The sequence below is a fragment of the Pseudomonas sp. LBUM1674 genome (assembly GCF_059695635.1).
Map to the genome: position 1 here is coordinate 318,979 of NZ_CP166779.1, position 23,715 is coordinate 342,693.

At 59.9% G+C, this 23,715-nt stretch carries 19 protein-coding genes and 2 pseudogenes; 17 read left to right on the forward strand and 4 right to left on the reverse strand.

Annotated elements, in window-relative coordinates; all coding sequences use genetic code 11:
- The first annotated feature begins 122 nt into the window (after positions 1–122).
- Positions 123–1,943: a translational GTPase TypA gene (gene typA / locus ACA067_RS01525; protein ID WP_169357454.1), complete on the forward strand. Its 1,821-nt coding sequence runs from the start codon at positions 123–125 to the stop codon at positions 1,941–1,943.
- Between the two features lie 200 nt (positions 1,944–2,143).
- On the opposite strand, the gene ACA067_RS01530 is transcribed toward typA, so the two are convergent.
- The gene (locus ACA067_RS01530; RefSeq protein WP_102136469.1) at positions 2,144–2,584 is read right to left on the reverse strand and encodes a YkgJ family cysteine cluster protein; all 441 of its coding nucleotides are present in this window, start codon (positions 2,582–2,584) and stop codon (positions 2,144–2,146) included.
- A gap of 259 nt (positions 2,585–2,843) precedes the next feature.
- On the opposite strand from ACA067_RS01530, the gene ACA067_RS01535 reads away from it, so the two are divergent.
- From ACA067_RS01535 to ACA067_RS01555, 5 genes and pseudogenes are all read left to right on the forward strand, one after another.
- Positions 2,844–5,294, forward strand: coding sequence for a glycogen/starch/alpha-glucan phosphorylase (locus tag ACA067_RS01535; protein ID WP_497460321.1), 2,451 nt, complete (start codon positions 2,844–2,846; stop codon positions 5,292–5,294).
- Positions 5,295–5,402: 108 nt separating this feature from the next.
- A pseudogene (locus ACA067_RS01540) lies at positions 5,403–5,624 on the forward strand (DUF2339 domain-containing protein); the annotation flags it as partial.
- Positions 5,560–5,805: a hypothetical protein gene (locus ACA067_RS01545; RefSeq protein ID WP_497462895.1), complete on the forward strand. Its 246-nt coding sequence runs from the start codon at positions 5,560–5,562 to the stop codon at positions 5,803–5,805. The pseudogene ACA067_RS01540 and the gene ACA067_RS01545, both read left to right, overlap by 65 nt.
- 97 nt (positions 5,806–5,902) lie before the next feature.
- Positions 5,903–6,913: a class 1 fructose-bisphosphatase gene (locus ACA067_RS01550; RefSeq protein ID WP_497460322.1), complete on the forward strand. Its 1,011-nt coding sequence runs from the start codon at positions 5,903–5,905 to the stop codon at positions 6,911–6,913.
- 3 nt (positions 6,914–6,916) lie between these two features.
- Positions 6,917–7,519: a DUF924 family protein gene (locus ACA067_RS01555; RefSeq protein WP_497460323.1), complete on the forward strand. Its 603-nt coding sequence runs from the start codon at positions 6,917–6,919 to the stop codon at positions 7,517–7,519.
- Positions 7,520–7,667: 148 nt separating this feature from the next.
- Here ACA067_RS01555 and ACA067_RS01560 read toward each other — a convergent pair whose 3' ends face one another.
- Together ACA067_RS01560 and ACA067_RS01565 are read right to left on the reverse strand one after the other, a co-directional pair.
- Entirely contained in the window at positions 7,668–8,432 is a 765-nt protein-coding gene (locus ACA067_RS01560; protein ID WP_497462710.1) for a methyl-accepting chemotaxis protein, read from the reverse strand.
- 93 nt (positions 8,433–8,525) lie between these two features.
- A pseudogene (locus tag ACA067_RS01565) lies at positions 8,526–9,560 on the reverse strand (HAMP domain-containing protein); the annotation flags it as partial.
- 284 nt (positions 9,561–9,844) lie between these two features.
- On the opposite strand from ACA067_RS01565, the gene ACA067_RS01570 reads away from it, so the two are divergent.
- Entirely contained in the window at positions 9,845–10,099 is a 255-nt protein-coding gene (locus tag ACA067_RS01570) for a lipoprotein (RefSeq protein WP_045061982.1), read from the forward strand.
- Positions 10,100–10,130: 31 nt separating this feature from the next.
- A complete protein-coding gene (locus ACA067_RS01575; protein ID WP_497460324.1) occupies positions 10,131–10,703 on the forward strand; it encodes a lipocalin family protein in 573 nt (190 codons plus the stop codon).
- A 196-nt stretch (positions 10,704–10,899) separates the two neighbouring features.
- On the opposite strand, the gene ACA067_RS01580 is transcribed toward ACA067_RS01575, so the two are convergent.
- Complete coding sequence (locus ACA067_RS01580) at positions 10,900–12,264, reverse strand: formimidoylglutamate deiminase (protein WP_497460325.1); 1,365 nt, start codon at positions 12,262–12,264, stop codon at positions 10,900–10,902.
- A gap of 200 nt (positions 12,265–12,464) precedes the next feature.
- On the opposite strand from ACA067_RS01580, the gene hutC reads away from it, so the two are divergent.
- The 9 genes from hutC to hutH (ACA067_RS01625) all read left to right on the forward strand — a co-directional run bounded on the left by hutC (position 12,465) and on the right by hutH (ACA067_RS01625) (position 23,624).
- Positions 12,465–13,133 carry a histidine utilization transcriptional repressor HutC gene (gene hutC / locus ACA067_RS01585; protein ID WP_497462711.1) on the forward strand — a complete coding sequence of 223 codons (669 nt, stop codon included), beginning with the start codon at positions 12,465–12,467 and terminating at the stop codon, positions 13,131–13,133.
- A gap of 9 nt (positions 13,134–13,142) precedes the next feature.
- The gene (locus ACA067_RS01590) at positions 13,143–13,712 is read left to right on the forward strand and encodes a HutD/Ves family protein (RefSeq protein ID WP_497460326.1); all 570 of its coding nucleotides are present in this window, start codon (positions 13,143–13,145) and stop codon (positions 13,710–13,712) included.
- 454 nt (positions 13,713–14,166) lie between these two features.
- Complete coding sequence (gene hutU / locus ACA067_RS01595; protein ID WP_497460327.1) at positions 14,167–15,849, forward strand: urocanate hydratase; 1,683 nt, start codon at positions 14,167–14,169, stop codon at positions 15,847–15,849.
- Between the two features lie 164 nt (positions 15,850–16,013).
- A complete protein-coding gene (locus tag ACA067_RS01600) occupies positions 16,014–17,486 on the forward strand; it encodes a purine-cytosine permease family protein (RefSeq protein WP_497460328.1) in 1,473 nt (490 codons plus the stop codon).
- 68 nt (positions 17,487–17,554) lie between these two features.
- Positions 17,555–18,523 carry an ABC transporter substrate-binding protein gene (locus ACA067_RS01605; RefSeq protein ID WP_497460329.1) on the forward strand — a complete coding sequence of 323 codons (969 nt, stop codon included), beginning with the start codon at positions 17,555–17,557 and terminating at the stop codon, positions 18,521–18,523.
- Positions 18,524–18,592: 69 nt separating this feature from the next.
- Entirely contained in the window at positions 18,593–19,444 is an 852-nt protein-coding gene (locus ACA067_RS01610; RefSeq protein WP_128872228.1) for an ABC transporter permease, read from the forward strand.
- Positions 19,441–20,271, forward strand: coding sequence for a quaternary amine ABC transporter ATP-binding protein (locus tag ACA067_RS01615; RefSeq protein ID WP_497460330.1), 831 nt, complete (start codon positions 19,441–19,443; stop codon positions 20,269–20,271). Before ACA067_RS01610 ends, ACA067_RS01615 begins: the two co-directional genes overlap by 4 nt.
- A 181-nt stretch (positions 20,272–20,452) precedes the next feature.
- Positions 20,453–21,976, forward strand: coding sequence for a histidine ammonia-lyase (hutH, locus tag ACA067_RS01620; RefSeq protein WP_497460331.1), 1,524 nt, complete (start codon positions 20,453–20,455; stop codon positions 21,974–21,976).
- A 115-nt stretch (positions 21,977–22,091) separates the two neighbouring features.
- Positions 22,092–23,624 (forward strand): histidine ammonia-lyase, encoded by a 1,533-nt coding sequence (gene hutH, locus ACA067_RS01625; RefSeq protein WP_497460332.1) that lies wholly within the window; start codon positions 22,092–22,094, stop codon positions 23,622–23,624.
- The last annotated feature ends 91 nt before the right edge of the window (positions 23,625–23,715 follow it).

The following is a 23,715-nucleotide window of genomic DNA, read 5'->3' on the forward strand; positions in this document are numbered from 1 at the left end:
CCTGTGGCCTGCGTCACCGGCCCCCCGACGCCGCCGTCAAGCTGTAACGGCAAGGCCTGACTCTACTGTTAATCGCTGCCAAGACTTGTCAGCACACCGAATCCTCTGATCGAGATACACAAGTGATCGAAAATCTACGCAACATCGCCATCATTGCTCACGTTGACCATGGTAAGACCACCCTGGTAGACAAACTCTTGCGTCAATCCGGCACCCTGGAGCGCAACGAGCTCAACGACGAGCGCGTGATGGACTCCAACGACCAGGAGAAAGAGCGCGGTATTACCATTCTGGCGAAAAACACCGCCATCAACTGGAACGGCTACCACATCAACATCGTGGACACCCCGGGCCACGCCGACTTCGGCGGCGAAGTTGAACGCGTAATGTCGATGGTTGACTCCGTTCTGCTGCTGGTTGACGCTCAAGACGGCCCTATGCCGCAAACCCGTTTCGTGACCAAGAAGGCTTTCGAAGCCGGCCTGCGTCCGATCGTGGTGATCAACAAGGTTGACCGTCCAGGCGCTCGTCCGGATTGGGTTCTGGATCAGATCTTCGACCTGTTCGACAACCTGGGTGCTACCGAAGAACAGCTGGACTTCAAAGTCGTCTACGCCTCGGCCCTGAACGGCATTGCCGGTCTGGAACACACCGACATGGCTGAAGACATGACCCCGCTGTACCAGTCGATCGTCGACAACGTACCGGCGCCGAAAGTCGACCGTGACGGTCCATTCCAGATGCAGATCTCGGCACTGGACTACAACAGCTTCCTGGGCATCATCGGCGTAGGCCGTATCGCTCGTGGTCGCGTCAAGCCGAACACCCAGGTTGTTGCGATCGATGCCGACGGCAAACGCCGTAACGGCCGTATCCTGAAGCTGATGGGTCACCACGGTCTGCACCGCGTTGACGTTGAAGAAGCAGCTGCCGGCGACATCGTCTGCATCAGCGGCTTCGAGTCGCTGTTCATCTCCGACACCCTGTGTGACCCACAGAACGTTGAAGCGATGAAGCCGCTGACCGTTGACGAACCAACCGTTTCGATGACCTTCCAGGTTAACGACTCGCCGTTCTGCGGCCGTGAAGGCAAGTTCGTCACCAGCCGTAACATCAAAGAACGTCTGGACAAAGAACTGCTCTACAACGTTGCCCTGCGCGTTGAAGAAGGCGACACCGCCGACAAGTTCAAAGTCTCCGGCCGTGGTGAGCTGCACCTCTCGGTACTGATCGAAACCATGCGTCGCGAAGGCTTCGAAATGGGTGTTGGTCGTCCGGAAGTGATCATCCGCATGGTTGACGGCGTCAAGCACGAACCGTACGAAAACGTGACCATCGACCTGCCGGAAGAATCGCAAGGTTCGATCATGGAACAGATCGGTATCCGTAAGGGCGACCTGACCAACATGGTTCCGGATGGCAAGGGCCGTGTGCGCCTTGAGTACAACATCCCGGCTCGTGGCTTGATCGGTTTCCGTAACGAGTTCCTGACCCTGACCTCCGGTGCAGGCATCCTGACCTCGATCTTCGACCGTTACGACGTGATGAAGTCCGGCGACATGTCCGGCCGTCAGAACGGCGTGCTGGTTTCGGTTGCTACCGGTAAGGCACTGACTTACTCGCTGGAAACCCTGCAAGCTCGCGGCAAACTGTTCCTGGGTCACGGCGAAGACGTGTACGAAGGTCAAATCGTCGGCATCAACAGCCGCGACAACGACCTGGGCGTCAACCCAACCAAAGGCAAGAAGCTCGACAACATGCGTGCTTCGGGTAAAGACGAAACCATCGCCTTGGTTCCGCCTATCCGTTTCACCCTGGAACAAGCTCTTGAGTTCGTGCAAGAAGACGAACTGTGCGAAGTGACGCCTAAGTCCATCCGTCTTCGTAAGAAGATCCTGGGCGAAAGCGAGCGTACCCGCGCTGCGAAGAAAAGCGGCAACTGAGTTTCGACTTAGTTAGCGCTTAAAAAAACGCCCCCGACCGCAAGGTCGGGGGCGTTTTTGTTTGTCTGGGGTTTGGTGATCGTTCCCACGCTCTGCGTGGGAATGCCTCAACGGACGCTCCGCGTTCGGCTGTTATGGGACGCGGAGCGTCCTGGGCTGCATTCCCACGCGGAGCGTGGGAACGATCAACTCAGAGACGATCAGAACTTCTCGAGCGTCCGACGGCTCTCGCTGGTCTCGCGCGCCACTTCTTTGGGCTTATACGCGCAATACCCCGGCCGCGGCCCGATTTTCGGGTGGTTGCGGCACGTATCCGGGCGCTTTTCATAAATAGTGCACAGACGGCTCTTACGATCCAGGTACAGGCAATCGTTGTTGCTCATGCGCTGGAGGGTGAAGATCTCGGACTTCTGGTTGTAGCGCTCGACGATCCCTTCCTTCTGCAAGCGCTTGGCGATGTTCTTCGCTGGCTCGCCGCGCTCGAATTCGTCGACAATGCCGATCCGGATCAGGTCCTTGATCTTGACCTCGACCGGCAGCGTGCAGCAGCTGGACACGCAGGAACCGCACATCGGCGCAGAGTACTTGGCCCAGGTATCGAGGCGATCGATCTCCGCGGCGGCGATCAGGTTGGACTTCATCATCGATTGTTACCAGCGTGTGCATCAGGGCGCGCGATCATACCGGGACTGGTGGATTTTTGAACAACCTTTTGCCAGATTTTTTCGTGAACTGCCCAATGACCCCTGTATTCCGGCACGAGCCCTGCATTCTTTCCGGTGCACGACAGGGCAATGTCGATCTATCTCGCACTAACGGGAAAAACTGCCGAACCAGAGTTCCAACGGCCTGTCTGACCGTCTAGGCTCAACTATTCCACGCTCGCTCGAGGTCCTATCGATGACTCAAGAACCACTTGTTCGCGAAGCCGAGGTGGCCGCATTTCGCGACGCCGTCTTGACCAAGCTCACGTATGCGGTGGGCAAAGACCCGGATCACGCCTTCGACCACGACTGGTTCGAAGCCATAGCCCTGGCGGCGCGCGATCACATGGTCGAGCACTGGATGGATCACACCCGGCAGATCTATCGCAAAGGTCAGAAACGGGTTTACTACCTCTCCCTGGAATTTCTCATCGGCCGGCTGCTCTACGACAGCCTGAGCAACCTCGGCCTGCTGGATGTGGCCCGCGAGGCGCTGACCGAACTCGGCGTCGACCTTGAGCGCATCCGCCTGCTGGAGCCCGATGCGGCCCTTGGCAACGGTGGCCTCGGCCGTCTGGCCGCGTGTTTCATGGAAAGCATGTCGACCCTCGGCATCGCCGGGCACGGCTATGGCATTCGTTACGAGCACGGCTTGTTCCGTCAGGCCATCGTCGATGGCTGGCAGCAGGAACAGACTGAACACTGGCTGGATTTCGGCAACCCGTGGGAGTTCGAACGGCCGGAGGTGGTTTATCCGATCGGTTTTGGCGGTAGCGTCGAAACCGTCACCGACGAAACAGGTAAATTCAAGCAAGTCTGGACCCCGGCGGAAACCGTTCGCGCGATTGCCTACGACACCCCGGTGGTCGGTTGGCGCGGGGCGAGCGTCAACACGCTGCGCCTGTGGCGTGCCCGTGCCATGGAAGATTTGCACCTGGAGCGCTTCAACGCCGGCGACCACTTGGGCGCCGTGGCGGAAGTCGCCCGGGCCGAAAGTATTTCCCGCGTACTCTACCCGGCCGACAGCACCGAAGCCGGCCAGGAACTGCGCCTGCGCCAGGAATACTTCTTCGTCGCCGCGTCCTTGCAGGACTTGCTGCGGCGCCATCGCAACATGCACACCTCGGTCCTGACCCTGGGCGACCACGCGGCGATCCAGCTCAACGATACTCATCCCTCGATCGCCGTGGCCGAGCTGATGCGTCAGCTGGTTGACGTGTACGACGTGGCGTGGGACGCCGCCTGGCAGGTCACGGTCGATACGCTGTCCTATACCAACCACACGCTGTTGCCGGAAGCGCTGGAAACCTGGCCGGTCGGGTTGATGGAGCGCATGCTGCCGCGGCACATGCAGATCATTTATCTGATCAATGCCCAGCACATCGACTCGCTGAGGGCCAAGGGCGTCCATGACTTCGAAGTGCTTCGGGCGGTGTCGCTGATCGAGGAAGACAACGGCCGTCGTGTGCGCATGGGTAACCTGGCGTTCCTTGGTTCCCACAGTGTCAACGGCGTGTCCGCGCTGCACACGCAGCTGATGCGCAAAACGGTGTTCTCCGAGCTGCACAAGCTCTATCCGGAGCGGATCAACAACAAGACCAACGGCATTACCTTCCGCCGCTGGCTCTACCAGGCCAACCCCGAACTGACCTCGATGATGGTCGATGCCCTCGGCCCGGATCTGCTCAATAACGCTGAAGAACGCTTGCGCGACCTGGAACCCTTTGCCGAGAAAGCTGCGTTCCGCAAGGCGTTTGCCGAGCAGCGCCTGCACAGCAAGAAAGCCTTGGCGTATATCATCCACGAGCGGCTGGGGGTGGCGGTCAACCCGGCGGCGATGTTCGACGTACAGGTCAAACGGATCCACGAATACAAACGTCAGTTGCTGAACCTGCTGCACACCGTCGCGCTGTATCAGGCGATTCGTGCCGAGCCGGAAATCGACTGGGTGCCCCGGGTGAAGATTTTCGCCGGCAAGGCCGCAGCCAGTTATCACCAGGCCAAGCTCATCATCAAGTTGACCAACGACATTGCCCGGGTAGTGAACAACGACCCGACCGTGCGCGGCTTGCTCAAAGTGGTGTTCCTGCCCAACTACAACGTCAGCCTGGCGGAAAGCATCATTCCGGCGGCGGATTTGTCGGAGCAGATTTCTACCGCTGGCTTCGAGGCGTCGGGCACCAGCAACATGAAGTTCGGTCTCAACGGCGCGCTGACCATCGGCACGCTGGACGGGGCCAACGTGGAAATGTGCGAGTTCATCGGTGTCGAACACATGTTCATCTTCGGCCTGAGCGCCCAGCAGGTCGAGGCGCGCAAGCAGAACCACGAGTTCAATGCGACACCGGATATTGCCGCGTCCCACCGCCTTAATGACGTGCTGCAGGCCATTCGCGGCGGAGTGTTCTCGCCGGATGATCCGTCTCGTTATACCGGCCTGATCGACTCGCTGATCGACTACGACCGTTTCCTGGTCTGCGCCGATTTCGATTCCTACTGGGAAGCGCAGATGCGCGTTGAAGCCCATTGGCACGATTCCCAGGCATGGTGGCGTTCGGCGGTATTGAGCACCTCCCGGATGGGGTGGTTCTCTTCCGACCGGACCATTCGCGAGTACGCCACGGATATCTGGAAAGCGCTGGAGTAAGCCTTCGTTCGGGCCGATATAATGGCGGCCCGGAAAAGATCGCAGCCTTCGGCAGCTCCTACAGTCAGCGTTCACCTAACATTGGGTGAATGCGGTCGGTGTAGGAGCGCCATCCCTCGCGACCCCGATTTGATCGAACGCGCTATCAGCGTCGCCCGCGCCTGGCTGTTCGGCGGCAACACCGTCCTGCGAGTCGGCGTGGTGCTGTTGTTCCTCGGCCTGGCATTTCTACTGCGCTATGCCACCGAAGGCATGGTGGTGCCGATTGAGTTGCGTTACGCCGGTGTCGCGGCGGCGGCATTGGTCCTTCTGGGGTTGGGTTGGTGCCTGGGGCCTGCGCTCCTATGCGCCGGACCTGTTGTGGAGCACCGAGCCGTTCCTGATTCTGTTCTTCCTGATGTACCTGGCCTACAAATGTACGCATTCCAATGTGGGAGCGAGCCTGCTCGCCAAGGGGATTTATCAGTCGGTAAAGACGCCGGTTTCGGACTACGCTCATCCGGGCGCATGAACTCTATTGGGTGTAACACGTCTGATAGGAGGAAATGCGCCCCGACTCGCGCTAAACTGCGCGGGTTTTCAGCCCCCCCATTCCACCGGAGCCTTCCATGTCCCGCGTTACCCTGAGTCGCTATTTGATTGAGCAGACCCGTAGCAACAACACCCCTGCCGATCTGCGTTTCCTGATCGAAGTGGTGGCGCGTGCTTGCAAAGAGATCAGCCACGCCGTGTCCAAAGGGGCCCTCGGTGGTGTTCTGGGCAGCATGGGCACCGAAAACGTCCAAGGCGAAGTGCAGAAGAAACTCGACGTGATCTCCAACGAGATCCTGCTCGAAGCCAATGAATGGGGCGGTCACCTGGCCGGCATGGCGTCCGAAGAAATGGACAACGCCTACCAGATCCCGGGCAAATACCCGAAAGGCGCGTACCTGCTGGTATTTGACCCGCTGGACGGTTCGTCGAACATCGATATCAATGCGCCGGTCGGCACTATCTTCTCGGTATTGCGTTGCCCGAACGAACACCTGAGCCAGAACGAATCCCTGAGCGAAAAAGCTTTCCTGCAGCCAGGCACCCAGCAAGTTGCCGCCGGTTACGCGATCTACGGTCCACAGACCATGCTGATCCTGACCCTGGGCGACGGCGTGAAAGGCTTCACCCTGGACCGTGAAATGGGCAGCTTCGTGCTGACCCATGAAGACATCAAGATCCCGGAGTCCACTCAGGAGTTCGCGATCAACGCGTCCAATCAGCGGCATTGGGAAGCTCCGGTACAACGCTACGTCAGCGAGTTGCTGGCTGGCGAAGAAGGCCCGCTGAAAAAGAACTACAACATGCGCTGGGTCGCCGCGATGGTGGCGGACGTGCACCGCATCCTGACCCGTGGTGGCTTGTTCATGTACCCACGCGACAGCCGCGAGCCGTCCAAGCCGGGCAAGCTGCGTCTGATGTACGAAGCCAACCCGATGTCGTTCCTGGTTGAACAGGCTGGCGGCGCTTCCACCGATGGCCATCAGCGCATCCTCGATATTCAGCCTGAAGGCCTGCACCAGCGCGTAGCGGTGTTCCTCGGTTCGAAAGAAGAAGTCGCACGCGTCACGGCTTACCACAAGGAATAAACCATGACCGCGCCCTGGCAGCCGTTGCTCGAGTGGTGGTTCGGTACGTTCGAATCCCCCGGCGAAATAGCGGCTGACAAGGGCAGGTTATGGTTTGGCAAACGCGACAGCCAGGACCTCGAAGCGCGAACGCGTTTCGGGGACTGGGTCGAGCAGGCACTGGCCGGCGGATTGACCGAGTGGGCGCAACGTCCCGATGGTTGGCTGGCCCTGGTGTTGTTGCTCGATCAACTCCCGCGGATGATCTTTCGCGACTCTCCCAAATCCTTTGCCGGCGATCTCAGGGCCCAGGCGCTGGTGGCGCAAGGCATTGCTGCGGATTTTGATCGGCAATTGCGGCCTATCGAGCGGGTATTTATCTACCTGGTGTTCGAGCACTGCGAGAATCTGGCGGTGCAGAATGAAGCCGTCTCCAGGTACATCGATCTGGTTGCGCAACAGCCGGAGGCCGATCGGACACTGTTTACCGATTATCTGAGCTATGCCGAGAAGCACCAGCAGGTGATTGCGCGGTTTGGGCGGTTTCCGCATCGCAACGCGGTGTTGGGGCGCGAGTCTATGGCTGAGGAGTTGGCGTTTCTTTCGGGGCCTGGGTCTCGGTTCTAGCGTTTCGGTGTTGCTGATGCCGCCATCGCGGGCAAGTCGGATCGCCGCACCGCCGCTCCCACAGTGATTTCTGTCGTACACAAAATTTGTGTCCGCCGAAGATCATTGTGGGAGCGGGCTTGCCCGCGATGAGGCCAGTGAGAGCGACTTAGATCCTGAAACTGCCCACCAACTGTTTAAGCCGCGCCGCCTGCTGCTCAAGATCCGCACACGCGCGCAAGGTCGACTGCAAATTCTCCACCCCTTCCTGATTCAGCATATTGATCTCGGTAATGTCGACATTGATCGACTCCACCACCGCCGTCTGCTCTTCCGTCGCCGTCGCCACCGACTGGTTCATCCCGTCGATCTCGCCGATGCGCTGAGTGACGCTGCCCAGGCGCTCACCCGCCTGATTGGCGATGCCGACGCTGCTTTCGCTCTGGCGCTGGCTGTCGGTCATGATGCTGACCGCTTCCCGGGCGCCCACTTGCAGTTCCTCGATCATCTTCTGCACTTGCTGCGCCGAATCCTGAGTGCGGTGGGCGAGGTTGCGCACTTCGTCGGCGACCACGGCAAACCCACGTCCGGCTTCGCCCGCACGCGCCGCTTCAATGGCTGCGTTCAACGCCAACAGGTTGGTCTGCTGCGAGATGCTGGTGATCACTTCCAGAATCTGCCCGATGTTGACCGTGTTGCTGTTGAGCGTCTCGATATTGCCGCACGAATCGCTGATCTTCGCCGAGAGCTGTTGCATCGCCGCGATGGTTCTATCCACCACTTGCTGACCGTCCTCGGCCAAGCTGCGGGCATCGCTCGAGTGCTGGGAGGCGAGGGCGGCGTTCTGGGCGATTTCCTGGGCGGCAGCGCCCAGTTCGTTGATGGCCGCGGCGACGCTGCTGGTGCGCGAGGCTTGCTGGTCGGAATTGAACATCGACGAGTTCGATGCGGCCACCACACGCAAGGCGACTTCGTTGACCTGGCCAGTGGCCGAGGCCACTTCCCGAATCGAGCTGTGGATACGTTCCACAAAGCGGTTGAACGAGGTGCCCAGCGCGCCGAATTCGTCATGGCCGTGGATGGTCAGGCGTTTGGTCAGGTCACCTTCGCCTTCGGCGATGTCATGCATCGCGCGACCCATGGTCAACAGCGGCTGCATCAGGAAGCTGATCAACATACCCAGCAGCGCGATGATGATCACCACCGCGATCACCATGGCAATGATCGCCGAGGTGCGGAATTCGCTGAGCATCGAGAAGGCGGTTTCCTGGTCCAGTACCAGCGCGACATACCAGTCCGCTGACGGTACGCCGTTGACGTGGGTGAAGGAGATGAACTGGCGCTTGCCGTCGATCTCGACTTCTTTCATGCCAGGGCTGACTGTTGGCGCGCCGTTCGGGTAGGCGTCGACCAAACCCTTGAGCACCCGTTTGCTGTCCGGGTGGATCAGGATCTTGCCGTCGGCGCTGACGATGAAAGCATGGCCGTGACCGCCGAAATTCAGCGAGTTGATGATGGCGCTGACACTGGACAGATCGATGTCTGCGCCAGCGACGCCAATCATCTGGTTCTGATGCTTCACCGGGGTGGCGACGGTGATCACCAATTTACCTGACGAGGCCGCGATGTAGGGTTCGGTAACGATAGTCTGCTGCGCACTATTGGCCGCCTTGTACCAGCCACGGCCGCGGGGATCATAGTCTGCGGCGCGATTGCCGGCCGGAATCGAGAACATCACGCCATCTGTGCCACCGAAGTAACTCAGTTGAAAGTTGCTGGTGTAGGCCGGCAGGTCGATGGCGCGCTTGAGGCTGGACTGGGCGCTGCCATCGACGGCGAGTTGCTGGGACAGCGATTGCAGCAGCTGGATGCGACTTTCCAGCCAGGTCTGGATATTGCTGGTGGTCAGGCTGCCGAGTTCCTGCATCGAGGCTTCAGTACTGCTGCGCAAGGTCTGGCGCTGGCGGTAGTCGTTGAACAGGATGAAACAAGCGAATGCAACGGCCACCACGAGGGCAGCAGCCAACAAAATCTTGTGGCTGAATTTCATGTTTCTGGTCATTAAATGATCTACCGCGGAGGGCTGGTCAACAAAAGGGGCGGCAATTGGCCAGAGGAACTGGCTTTGCGTTGCTTCTATGTCGACTGGCCGGCGCCAAAGATTAGGCGTCTTTTGTCAAAACCGACGAAATATCCAACAGCAAAAGAAAGGGGCTGATTTTGCGGAAATAAGGCAGACCAATGGCCAAACAAATAGCCGAACGGTCGGGGAACCACATGAGGCTTTTCTCTTCTAAGCTTCTGCTTGGCAGACATGCCATTCCCCTTCGCCCCAGGAGCTACACCATGTCGCTGCGTTCTATCGCCCTGCTTTCGTTCTGCGTGTTGTTGGCTGCGTGCAGCAAGGTCAATCAGGAAAACTATTCGAAGCTGTCGTCGGGCATGCCCAAGGCCGAGGTGGAAACCTTGCTGGGCAAACCCACCGACTGCTCGGGCGCGCTTGGCATGTCCAGTTGTACCTGGGGCGACAAAAACAGCTTTATCAGCGTGCAGTACGCCGGTGACAAAGTACTGATGTTTTCCGGCCAAGGTCTGAAGTAATCCGGGGCGATACGCCCGCGGGAGAAAAACAATGAAGCGGTTACTGATGTTACTTTTTGCCGGCCTGATACTAGCCGGCTGCGCCACTACTTCTGGCGATGACCCGTTGGCGCCCAAGACCGTCGACAGTGTCAACCTCAAGCGTTACCAGGGGACTTGGTACGAGCTGGCTCGTCTGCCGATGTACTTCCAGCGCAACTGCGCGCAATCCGAAGCCCATTACACCCTTGAGCCGGATGGCAACGTGTTGGTATTGAACCGCTGCCTGACGTCGGACTGGCAATGGGAAGAGGCCAAGGGCACGGCGTATCCGCAGATGCCGGGCAAGACCGACAAGCTGTGGGTCGAATTCGATACCTGGTTCTCGCGTTTGCTGCCAGGCGTGGCAAAGGGGGAATACTGGGTGTTGTACGTCAGCGACGACTACAAGACCGCCATCGTCGGCGACCCGAGCCGCAAGTATCTGTGGCTGCTGTCACGCACCCCGACGGTCAACGGGGTCGTGCGTGAAGAACTGCTGAGCAAGGCGCGTCAGCAGGGCTACGACACCACACGCCTGATCTGGCGCGTGTCGGATACGAAGATGGCCAAGACCTCGAACTGATCACGCATAGCCCCCTGTAGGAGCTGGCTTGTGTAGGCGCTGGCTTGCCAGCGAAGGCGGTCTACCAGTCAACATCATCGTTGAATCTGATGGCCTCTTCGCTGGCAAGCCAGCTCCTACAGGGTTTTGCGTCAGCCAAGGCAGTCGCGTACAGGGGGGGTGCGTCAGCCAAGGCGGTCGCGCACAGGGTTTTGCATCAGCCAAGGAGATCGCGCAGGACCTGGGTGAACGCGATGTTGCTTTCTTCTTCGTCGGCATGACGCCCATCACGCACAACCCACTGGCCATTGACCAGCACATCCCGCACCTGGCGATCACCACCGGCAAACAACCACCGGTTCAAAATCCCGTCACCACTGGCCGTCGCCAGGTACGGATCATTGCCATCCAGCACCAGCCAATCCGCACGTTTGCCAACTTCCAGTGCGCCGATCGGCTGCCCCAGCGCCTGAGCCCCGCCATCCAGCGCAGCGTCGTACAACGTGCGGCCAACCATTGGCTGATCCGCGCCATACAACCGGTTACGCCGCTGATCACGCAGACGCTGGCCGTATTCCAGCCAACGCAATTCTTCCACCACGCTGAGCGACACATGGCTGTCGGAACCGATGCCCATGCGCCCACCTTGGGCAAGGAAATCCACCGCCGGGAAAATCCCGTCGCCGAGGTTGGCTTCGGTGGTCAGGCACAGGCCGGCAATGGCGCGACTCCTGGCCATCAGCGTGACTTCTTCCGGGTTGGCGTGGGTGGCGTGGACCAGGCACCAGCGCTGATCGACTTCGGTATTTTCGTACAGCCATTGCAGCGGACGACGGCCACTCCAGCCCAGGCAGTCATCGACTTCCTTCTGCTGTTCGGCGATGTGAATGTGTACCGGGCACTGCTGGTCGCTGGCTGCCAGCACTTCACTGATCTGCTGCGGTGTGACTGCGCGCAACGAGTGGAAACACAGCCCCAGTGACTGTGCTGGCTGTTTCGCCAGGATCGGCTGCAAGCGCGACTGCAGCTTGAGATAGTTTTCGGTGCTGTTGATAAAGCGCCGCTGGCCGTCGTTCGGGGCCTGGCCGCCGAAACCGGAATGGCTGTACAGCACGGGCAACAGCGTCAGGCCGATGCCGGCGGAACTGGCCGCCTGGCTGACGCGCAGGGCCAGTTCGGCCGGGTCTGCGTAAGCCTGGCCATTGCTGTCGTGATGCACGTAATGAAATTCCGCGACCGAGGTGTAACCGGCCTTGAGCATTTCGATGTACAGCTGACGGGCGATGACGCCGAGTTGATCCGGGCTGATTTTTCCGACGAGGCGATACATCAAATCGCGCCAGGTCCAGAAACTGTCGTTCGGATTACCCGCCACTTCCGCCAGCCCGGCCATGGCCCGCTGGAAGGCGTGGGAGTGCAGATTGGGCATTCCCGGCAGCAGCGGACCGCTTAGCCGTTCGGCGCCATCTGCGTGAGAATCGGCCTGGATATGGGTCAGGATACCCTCGGCACTGACCTCAAGACGTACATTGTTGGCCCATCCACTAGGCAGCAGCGCGCGATCGGCAAAGAAGGCGGACATGGTTCAGCACCCCATCGTGTGTTATTTGTATATACATATACAGACGTTTGCCTGCCCGGTAAACTCCGGCAAGCTAGTAATCTCTATCAGATGAACAAGGATTAACCGTGCCGACTCCGCCAGCCACATTGCCGCCAAATGCCAATCTGAGCGCCAATCTGGGCGAAAGTCCGGCGCCCTTGTATGCCCGCGTCAAACAAATGATCACCCAGCAAATCGACAGTGGAAACTGGCCGCCGCACTACCGCGTTCCGTCGGAAAGCGAGCTGGTCAGTCAGCTGGGTTTCAGCCGCATGACCATCAATCGCGCCCTGCGCGAAATGACTGCTGACGGTCTGCTGGTGCGCATGCAAGGCGTCGGGACCTTCGTCGCCGAGCCCAAAAGCCAGTCCGCGCTGTTCGAAGTGCACAACATCGCCGACGAGATCGCCGCCCGTGGCCATCGCCACGCCTGCAAGGTGATCATCCTTGAAGAAGAGGCCGCCGGTTCCGAGCGAGCCCTGGCGCTGGACATGCGTGAAGGCCAGAAGGTTTTCCACTCGCTGATCGTGCATTTCGAAAACGATATCCCGGTGCAAATCGAAGACCGTTTCGTCAACGCACTGGTGGCGCCGGACTACCTCAAGCAGGATTTCACCCTGCAAACGCCTTACGCTTATCTGAATCAGGTCGCGCCGCTGACCGAAGGCGAACACGTGGTCGAGGCGATTCTGGCCGAGCCGACCGAATGCAAATTGCTGCAGATTGAAAAAGGCGAGCCGTGCCTGCTGATCCGTCGCCGGACCTGGTCCGGCCGTCAGCCGGTGACCGCCGCCCGTTTGATCCACCCAGGTTCGCGCCATCGTCTGGAAGGGCGCTTTCATAAGTAAGGGGCATAGATGAGTCAGTTGAAGATCTTGCGCGCGGCCGATTACCCGCGCATGCCGTGGAAAAACGGCGGCGGCAGCACTGAAGAAATTACCCGTGATGCAGGCGCCGGTCTTGATGGTTTTGGTTGGCGTCTTTCGATTGCCGATATCGGCGAATCGGGCGGCTTCTCGACGTTCGCCGGTTATGAGCGGGTGATCACCGTGCTGCAGGGCGAGGGCATGACCTTGCGCGTTGACGGCCAGGACACTCGGCCATTGTTACCGCTGGACCCGTTCGCCTTCAGCGGCGAGAGCCAGGTGTCATGCGCACTGCTCGGCGGGCCGATTCGCGATTTCAACCTGATTTATGCGCCGCAGCGCTACAGCGCGCGGTTGCAGTGGCTGGAGGGTGAGCAGCGGTTTTTCAGTTCGGCCGGGACGGTGTTGGTGTTCAGTGTTACCGAAGCGCTGGCAGTGAAGGTCGGTAACAGCACCTCACAACTGGGGCGGCATGACTGCCTGCAGCTCGACGGTAACCTCGGCCTGCTGGAAGTCTCCAGCAATGGCCAGTGCTGCGTGATTGAACTGACTGCACGCTGATTCAAGATTTTTAAAAGATCGCAGCCTCGTTTCACTCGACAGCTCCTACAGAGAATGGTGTTCATCCTGTAGGAGCTGTCGAGTGAAACGAGGCTGCGATCTTTTGCTTTCCAGCGTTCCCCATTGCGCACCAACTTGTTACCGAACGCCCCAGCGTGGCGCAAAACCACGCTCAAGTAACAGCGTCACCTCTTCCGCCACATCCCCTCCGAAAAATTTCATCTTCGTCAGAGCCCTTGATCCAGGCGCTTTCCAGCCCTTTCAGGATTTTTCTTGAGTGCTAATCCAATAAGTTGGCCGCTTGATTGCATATGCTTGTATGTACAAGTAAAGACGTATGCGTATGAGTCACAAAGACTCGACCGGCGTCCACTGATTCGCTGGTGTGCCTTTCTGCTCACCGGCTTGCTCGCCCACTGGGTTGGTTTGGATTGATTGCTGAGGAGTTCTTTTCGTGACTGAGAATAAACCTACTAAGTTTCGTGACGTTGAAATCCGCGCTGCCCGCGGTAACACGCTGACCGCCAAGAGCTGGCTGACCGAAGCGCCGCTGCGGATGCTGATGAACAACCTCGACCCGGAAGTCGCCGAGAACCCTAAAGAACTGGTGGTTTACGGTGGTATCGGTCGTGCGGCACGTAACTGGGAATGCTACGACAAGATCGTCGAAAGCCTGACCAATCTGAACGACGACGAGACCCTGCTGGTGCAATCCGGCAAGCCGGTCGGCGTGTTCAAGACCCACAGCAACGCCCCGCGCGTACTGATCGCCAACTCCAACCTGGTGCCACACTGGGCGAGCTGGGAACACTTCAACGAACTGGACGCCAAAGGCTTGGCCATGTACGGCCAGATGACCGCCGGCAGCTGGATCTACATCGGCAGCCAGGGCATCGTTCAAGGCACCTACGAAACCTTCGTCGAAGCCGGTCGCCAGCACTACAACGATGACCTCAAAGGTCGTTGGGTCCTGACCGCAGGCCTCGGCGGCATGGGCGGCGCTCAACCACTGGCCGCCACCTTGGCCGGTGCGTGCTCGCTGAACATCGAATGCCAGCAGGTCAGCATCGATTTCCGCCTGAACAGCCGTTATGTCGATGAACAAGCCACCGACCTCGACGACGCGCTGGCCCGCATCGCCAAATACACCAAGGAAGGCAAGGCGATTTCCATCGCCCTGCTCGGCAACGCGGCGGAAATCCTGCCGGAACTGGTCAAGCGCGGCGTGCGCCCGGACATGGTCACCGACCAGACCAGCGCCCACGACCCGCTCAACGGTTACCTGCCGGCCGGCTGGACCTGGGAGGAATACCGCGCCCGTGCCAAGACCGAGCCTGCTGCCGTGGTCAAAGCCGCCAAGCAGTCCATGGCCGTGCACGTTAAAGCGATGCTCGACTTCCAGAAAATGGGTATTCCGACCTTCGACTACGGCAACAACATCCGTCAGATGGCCCAGGAAGAAGGCGTGGAAAACGCATTCGACTTCCCAGGCTTCGTACCGGCTTACATCCGTCCGCTGTTCTGCCGCGGCATCGGCCCATTCCGTTGGGCTGCGCTGTCGGGCGATCCGCAAGACATCTACAAGACCGACGCTAAAGTAAAAGAACTGATCCCGGACGACGCCCACCTGCACAACTGGCTGGACATGGCCCGCGAGCGCATCAGCTTCCAGGGTCTGCCGGCACGTATTTGCTGGGTTGGCCTGGGCCTGCGCGCCAAGCTCGGTCTGGCGTTCAACGAAATGGTGCGCAGCGGTGAGCTGTCGGCACCGATCGTGATCGGTCGTGACCACCTGGACTCCGGCTCGGTATCGAGCCCGAACCGCGAAACAGAGTCGATGCAGGACGGTTCCGACGCCGTGTCCGACTGGCCACTGCTCAACGCTCTGCTCAACACCGCGAGCGGCGCGACCTGGGTTTCCCTGCACCACGGCGGCGGCGTCGGCATGGGCTTCTCCCAGCACTCGGGCATGGTGATTGTCTGCGACGGTACTGACGAAGCGGCCGAGCGTATCGCTCGCGTCCTGCACAACGACCCGGCGACCGGTGTCATGCGTCACGCCGATGCGGGTTACCAGATCGCGATCGACTGCGCCAAGGAACAGGGGCTGAACCTGCCGATGATTACCGGCAAATAACGCAGTACCTGTGGGACCGCGTACCTGTGGGAGCGAGCTTGCTCGCGATAGCGATGTGTCAGTCAGTACAGATGTTGAATGTGCCGGCCCCATCGCGAGCAAGCTCGCTCCCACAGGGATCTCACCAGACGGTAATTCCCAGAACAATCCACAGAGGTTGAATCATGGCTGTTAACAGCGATCGTGCAGGCAGTAAACCGTTGATCGAGAAGCGTTCGATCGACTACATCCCGGAAGCGGAGAGACACGGTCGTCTGTTGAGCCAGTTCACCCTGTGGATGGGCGCCAACCTGCAAATCACCGCGATTGTCACCGGGGCCCTGGCCGTGGTGCTGGGCGGTGACGTGTTCTGGTCGTTGATCGGTCTGTTGATCGGGCAACTGCTCGGCGGTGGCGTAATGGCGCTGCATGCGGCGCAAGGACCCAAGCTTGGCCTGCCGCAGATGATCTCCAGCCGGGTACAGTTCGGCGTGTATGGCGCGGCCATCCCGATCGTGCTGGTCTGTCTGATGTACCTCGGTTTCACCGCAACGGGCACCGTGCTTTCCGGCCAGGCGCTGGGCCAGTTGTTTGGCGTCAGCGACAGCGTCGGTATCCTCATCTTCGCCAGTGTCATCGTGCTGGTCACGGTGCTTGGTTATCGGGTGATCCATTTCATCGGCCGTGTCGCCAGCGTCATTGGTGTGATTGCCTTCGTTTACCTGTTCAGTCGCCTGATGAGCCAGACTGACATTGGCGCACTCCTGCAAATCCGCCACTTCAGCTGGACCAGCTTTCTGCTCGCGGTGTCGCTCGCGGCCTCCTGGCAGATCGCCTTCGGCCCCTACGTGGCTGACTATTCACGCTACCTGCCGAGCAAGACTTCTTCGGTGAAGACCTTTTTCGCCGCAGGCGCAGGTTCGGTCATTGGCGCACAAGTGGCGATGATCCTCGGCGTGTTTGCCGCCGCCATGGCCAACGGACAATTCGCCGGCCACGAAGTGGCCTACATCGTTGGTTTGAGCGGCAGCGGTGCCACCGCTGCGCTGCTGTACTTCAGCATCGCGTTCGGCAAGGTCACCATCTCCACGCTGAACTCCTACGGCAGCTTCATGTGCATTGCGACCGTCATCAGCGGTTTCCGTGGTGACCTGCGGGTAACGCGCTTGCAGCGTCTGGTCTTCGTGCTGGTCATCGTCGGCACTGCGACCCTGATCGCGCTGCTCGGTCAGCACTCGTTCCTCGGTGCGTTCAAGTCCTTCATCCTGTTCTTGCTGGCTTTCTTTACGCCATGGAGCGCGATCAACCTGGTGGACTACTACTGCATCACTCGCGAGCGCTATGACGTGCCGGCGCTGGCCGATCCGAACGGTCGCTACGGCCGTTGGAACCCCCTCGGTATCAGCGTCTATGTCTTCGGTGTGCTGGTGCAACTGCCGTTCATCTCTACCAAGTTCTATACCGGTCCGCTGGTGGGCGCTCTGGGTGGTGTGGATATTTCCTGGATCATCGGGCTGGTGCTTCCTGCCGCGCTGTATTACGTGTGCGCGAAAAAATGGCACAGCGCAGTACCCGATCAACTGATCCTGCCGGTCGAGCAGGACAGCGTTGTACAACCCAAAACAAGCGGGGCCGGTCGCGCTGCTGCGCAGGCCTGATTGGACGTGGACAGGGCTGGATGCCTCTTGACTGCCGTAAGCCAATTCATGATTAGGAGCGTCACACAATGAAACCGAACAAGACCCTGCTGACCACATTGCTTTCCATGGGCCTGCTCGCCAGTGCCGGCGCCACTCAGGCTGCCGGTTGGTGCGAGTCGGGCAAACCGGTGAAATTCGCCGGCCTGAACTGGGAAAGCGGCATGCTGCTGACCGACGTGATGCAAATCGTGTTGGAGAAGGGCTACGACTGCAAGACGGACAGCCTGCCAGGCAACTCCATCACCATGGAAAACGCCCTGAGCAGCAACGACATTCAAGTGTTTGCCGAAGAATGGGTCGGCCGCAGCGAAGTCTGGAACAAGGCCGAGAAGGCCGGCAAGGTGGTCGGTGTCGGCGCTCCGGTCGTTGGCGCGATCGAAGGCTGGTATGTGCCGCGTTACGTGATCGAAGGCGACGCCAAGCGCAAGCTGGAACCAAAAGCCCCGGACCTTAAGGCGATCGCCGATCTGGGCAAATACGCCACCGTGTTCAAGGACCAGGAAGAGCCATCCAAGGGCCGTTTCTATAACTGCCCGGCCGGCTGGACCTGTGAGCTGGACAACAGCGAAATGCTCAAAAGCTACGGCCTGGAAAGCACCTACACCAACTTCCGCCCAGGCACCGGCCCGGCGCTGGATGCAGCGGTGCTGTCGAGCTACAAGCGTGGCGAGCCGATCCTGTTCTACTACTGGTCGCCAACCCCGCTGATGGGCCAGGTCGATCTGGTCAAGCTTGAAGAAAAACCGGGCGTGGACAAGAGCGTGACCATCAAGGTCGGCCTGTCCAAGACCTTCCACGAGCAAGCCCCGGAACTGGTGGCCGTGCTGGAAAAGATCAACCTGCCGATCGACCTGCTGAACCAGAACCTCGGGCGCATGGCCAAAGAGCGGATCGAGTCACCAAAACTGGCGAAAATCTTCCTCAAGGAACATCCTGAAGTCTGGCACGCATGGGTGAGCGAAGACGCAGCCAAGAAAATCGACGCGGCCTTGTAGGTTGAGCTTCACCGACTGCCGTCAGCGGCAGTCGGATGCTTGATCGCAACCCTTGATTGAGAGTCTCTTATGTTTCCCGAAAACTTTACCTTTTCCATTGCCGACTGGGTCAACAGTTGGGTCGATTCGCTGGTCACCAACTACGGCGATGTGTTCCGTAGCATCTCCGACACCCTGTTGTGGGCCATCGTCAATCTTGAAGGGCTGCTGCGTGCGGCGCCCTGGTGGCTGATGCTGGCGATCGTGGCGGGCGTTGCCTGGCACGCGACCCGCAAAGTCGTGACCACTTCCGTCATCGTTGGCCTGTTGTTCCTGGTGGGGGCGGTCGGCCTCTGGGACAAGCTGATGCAGACCCTGGCCCTGATGATGGTGGCGACGGTCATTTCGGTGCTGATCGGCATTCCGCTGGGCATTCTCTCGGCACGCAGCAATCGCCTGCGTTCGGTGCTGATGCCACTGCTGGACATCATGCAGACCATGCCGAGTTTCGTGTACCTGATCCCGGTGCTGATGCTGTTCGGCCTGGGCAAGGTCCCGGCGATTTTCGCGACCGTTATCTACGCTGCGCCGCCGCTGATCCGCCTGACCGATCTGGGCATTCGCCAGGTCGACGGTGAAGTGATGGAAGCGATCAACGCCTTCGGTGCCAACCGCTGGCAGCAACTGTTCGGCGTGCAACTGCCGCTGGCCCTGCCGAGCATCATGGCCGGGATCAACCAGACCACCATGATGGCCCTGTCGATGGTAGTGATTGCCTCGATGATCGGTGCCCGTGGCCTGGGTGAAGACGTGTTGGTAGGGATTCAGACCCTCAACGTCGGACGAGGCCTTGAAGCCGGTCTGGCGATCGTGATTCTGGCAGTGGTCATCGACCGCATTACTCAGGCGTATGGTCGGCCACGGCATGAGGTGAGCAAATGAGCAACGAAGCCATCAGCAAGATTGAAGTCAAGAATGTCTTCAAGATTTTCGGCAACCGTTCCAAGGATGCGCTGGCGATGGTCGGCCAGGGCAAGACCAAGGACCAGGTATTGTCCGAAACCGGCTGCGTGGTCGGCGTCAACGACCTGTCGCTGAGCATCGGCACCGGTGAGATCTTCGTGATCATGGGCCTGTCGGGTTCCGGCAAGTCGACGCTGGTGCGCCACTTCAATCGCCTGATCGACCCGACCAGCGGCGCGATCCTGGTGGACGGCGTGGACATCCTGCAATACGACATGGAAGCCCTGCGCGAATTTCGCCGACACAAGATCAGCATGGTGTTCCAGAGTTTCGGCCTGCTGCCGCACAAGACCGTGCTGGATAACGTCGCCTACGGCCTGAAAGTGCGTGGCGAAAGCAAGCAGATGTGCGCCGAGCGCGCGCTGCACTGGATCAACACCGTGGGCCTCAAAGGCTACGAAAACAAATACCCGCATCAGCTGTCGGGCGGCATGCGCCAGCGGGTGGGCCTGGCCCGCGCACTGGCGGCGGACACCGACATCATCTTGATGGACGAAGCGTTCAGTGCGCTCGATCCGCTGATCCGCGCGGAGATGCAGGATCAGTTGCTGGAGCTGCAAAAGACCCTGCACAAGACCATCGTCTTCATCACCCACGACCTTGATGAGGCCGTGCGCATCGGTAACCGCATCGCGATCCTCAAGGACGGCCGCCTGATTCAGGTCGGTACGCCAAGAGAGATCCTGCATTCGCCGGCGGATGAATATGTCGACCGGTTCGTACAGCGGCGGGCGGCGGTGGTTTAAAGGTTTTGCAGTGACATTACTGGCCCCATCGTCGGAGCGCCGCCCGGAGCAAGCTCGCTCCCACAGGGATTTTGTGAACACTGGAGATCCACTGTGGGAGCGAGCTTGCTCCGGGCGGCGCTCCGACGATGAGGCCGGTGAAGCTGCATTAAATATTCAGGTTGTACGCACGAGGTTAAAGATGTCCCAGGCTGAAAAAATCGTTATCGCCGACGCCCCGTTGCGTTGGCAGGATGTGGTTGCCGTAGCCCGCCATGGCGCACACCTGGAGCTGTCGGCCCAGACCTGGGCGCGGATCGAGAATGCGCAGGCCATCGTCCAGCGCATCGTCGCCAGCGGCGAACGCGCCTATGGCGTCAACACCGGTCTGGGGGCGTTGTGTAACGTCTCGCTCAAAGACGAGCAACTGAGCCAGTTGTCGCGTAATACCTTGCTCAGTCACGCCTGTGGCGTTGGCGCTCCGTTGGCCGACGAACAGACTCGCGCGATCATGTGCGCCGCGATCCGCAATTACTCTCATGGCAAATCCGGTATTCACCGTCGTGTGGTCGAGGCTCTGCTGGCGCTGCTTAACCGCGGCATCACCCCGCAAGTGCCGTCCCAGGGTTCAGTCGGTTACCTGACCCACATGGCTCACATCAGCATCGCGCTGCTGGGTGTCGGCAATGTCAGCTATCGCGGGCAGATCATTTGCGCGCAACAAGCCTTGAGCGAAGAAGGCCTGCAACCGGTTCAGCTCGGTGCCAAAGACGGTTTGTGCCTGGTCAACGGCACGCCGTGCATGAGCGGCCTCAGCTGCCTGGCGATTGCCGATGCGACGCGTCTGGTACAGTGGGCTGACGTGATCGGGGCGATGAGCTTCGAAGCCCAGCGTGGTCAGATCGCAGCGTTCGATGCCGAAATCATCGCGCTTAAACCGCATCCGGGCATGCAACAGGTCGGGATCAACCTGCGCGCCTTGCTTGATGGCAGTGAAGTGATCGCCAGCAGCAAAGGCATTCGCACTCAGGATGCGTTGAGCATCCGTTCGATCCCGCAAGTCCACGGCGCTGCACGGGATCAACTGGCGCACGCGATCCAACAGATCGAAACCGAACTCAACTCTGTCACTGACAACCCTATGTTGCTGGGCACGCCGGACAATTTCCGTATCGTGTCCCAGGCCAACCCGCACGGTCAGTCCGTGGCAATGGCTGCCGATCTGCTGGCCATCGCCATGGCAGAAATCGGCTCCATCGCCGAGCGGCGCCTGGACCGTTTGATCAACCCGCACGTCAGCGGACTGCCAGCGTTTCTGGTGGCCAACCCGGGGGTGAACTCCGGGATGATGATCGTCCAGTACGTCGCCGCTTCCCTGTGCGCGGAAAACCGTCAATTGGCGCAACCGGCGGTGCTCGACAACTACGTAACCTCGGGCCTGCAGGAAGACCACCTGAGCATGGGCACCAACGCGGCGCTGAAGCTGCATCGCGCGCTGGAAAACTGCACGCAGATCCTCGCCATCGAATTCCTTCTGGCGGCCCAGGCGTTTGAATTCCTCAAGGAACAGCGCTTCGGCGCAGGCACCGATACCGCGTGGCGCCTGCTGCGAGAGCGGGTTCCGGCCTACGATCAGGACCGCTGGCTGGCGCCCGATATCGCCGCTGCTGCCGGGGTTTTGAAAGACTCGAACTTGCTGCAAAAAGCCTTACCGAATTTGAACTGATTTCCATACAAAACCAGCGTGCCAAGGCGCCAGCCCCCCAAAAGGCGGGAAGCGACGGACAACGGATATCTCCGGAGCGTCTGGTAGTTAATAACACTCTCAAAAGGAGCAAAAAATGACTGCGCTTAATTTGATTCCCGGCCAACTTAGCCTTGCCCAACTGCGTGATATCTATCAGCAGCCGGTCAAAATCACCCTCGACGACAGCGCCTCGGCCCAGATCGAAGCCAGCGTCGCGTGCGTGGAGCAGATCCTGGCCGAAAACCGTACCGCCTACGGGATCAACACCGGTTTCGGCCTGCTGGCCTCGACCCGCATCGCCAGCGAAGACCTGGAAAACCTCCAGCGCTCGCTGGTGCTGTCCCACGCCGCCGGTGTCGGCGAGCCGATCAGCGACGCGTTGGTGCGCCTGGTCATGGTGCTCAAGGTCAACAGCCTGAGCCGTGGTTTCTCCGGCATTCGCCGCAAGGTCATCGACGCACTGATCGCCCTGATCAATGCCGAGGTTTACCCGCATATTCCATTGAAAGGTTCGGTCGGTGCCTCCGGTGACCTGGCGCCTTTGGCCCATATGTCGCTGGTGCTGCTCGGCGAAGGCAAGGCGCGCTACAAGGGTGAATGGCTGGAAGCGACCGAAGCATTGCACGTCGCCGGTCTCAAGCCGCTGACGCTGGCTGCCAAAGAAGGTCTGGCGCTGCTCAACGGTACTCAGGTGTCCACCGCTTACGCGTTGCGTGGTCTGTTCGAAGGTGAAGACCTGTTCGCCGGTGCCGTCGCGCTGGGTGCCCTGACCGTCGAAGCGGTATTGGGCTCGCGTTCGCCGTTCGATGCGCGTATCCACGCTGCGCGTGGCCAGAAGGGCCAGATCGACGCCGCTGCCGCTTATCGCGATCTGCTGGGTGAACGCAGTGAAGTCTCCGACTCGCACCAGAATTGCGACAAGGTTCAGGACCCTTACTCACTGCGCTGCCAGCCGCAAGTCATGGGCGCGTGCCTGACCCAGTTCCGTCAGGCCGCCGAAGTGCTCGCGGTCGAGGCCAATGCCGTTTCCGACAACCCGCTGGTGTTCGCCTCGGAAGGCGACGTGATCTCCGGCGGTAACTTCCACGCCGAACCGGTGGCCATGGCCGCCGACAACATGGCCCTGGCGATCGCTGAAATCGGCTCGCTGAGCGAGCGCCGTATCTCGCTGATGATGGACAAGCACATGTCGCAACTGCCGCCGTTCCTGGTGGCCAACGGCGGGGTGAACTCCGGCTTCATGATCGCCCAGGTGACGGCGGCGGCACTGGCCAGCGAGAACAAGGCGCTGTCCCATCCGCATTCGGTGGACAGCCTGCCGACTTCCGCAAACCAGGAAGACCACGTGTCCATGGCCCCGGCTGCCGGCAAGCGTCTGTGGGAAATGGCGGAAAACACTCGTGGGGTGCTCGCCGTGGAATGGTTGGCGGCGTGCCAGGGTCTGGATCTGCGTGAAGGTTTGAAAACTTCGCCGAAGCTGGAAAAGGCTCGGGCGATTCTGCGTGCTGAGGTGCCGTTTTATGAGAAAGACCGGTTCTTTGCGCCGGACATCAATGCGGCGACCGAGTTGTTGGCGACGCGTTGCCTGAACGAACTGGTTTCGGCGAAGTTGCTGCCGAGCCTGTAAGGGCCCCATCGCGAGCAAGCTCGCTCCCACAGTGGATCGGTGTTGAATACTGAATCTGGATTCACCAATAACCCCTGTGGGAGCGAGCTTG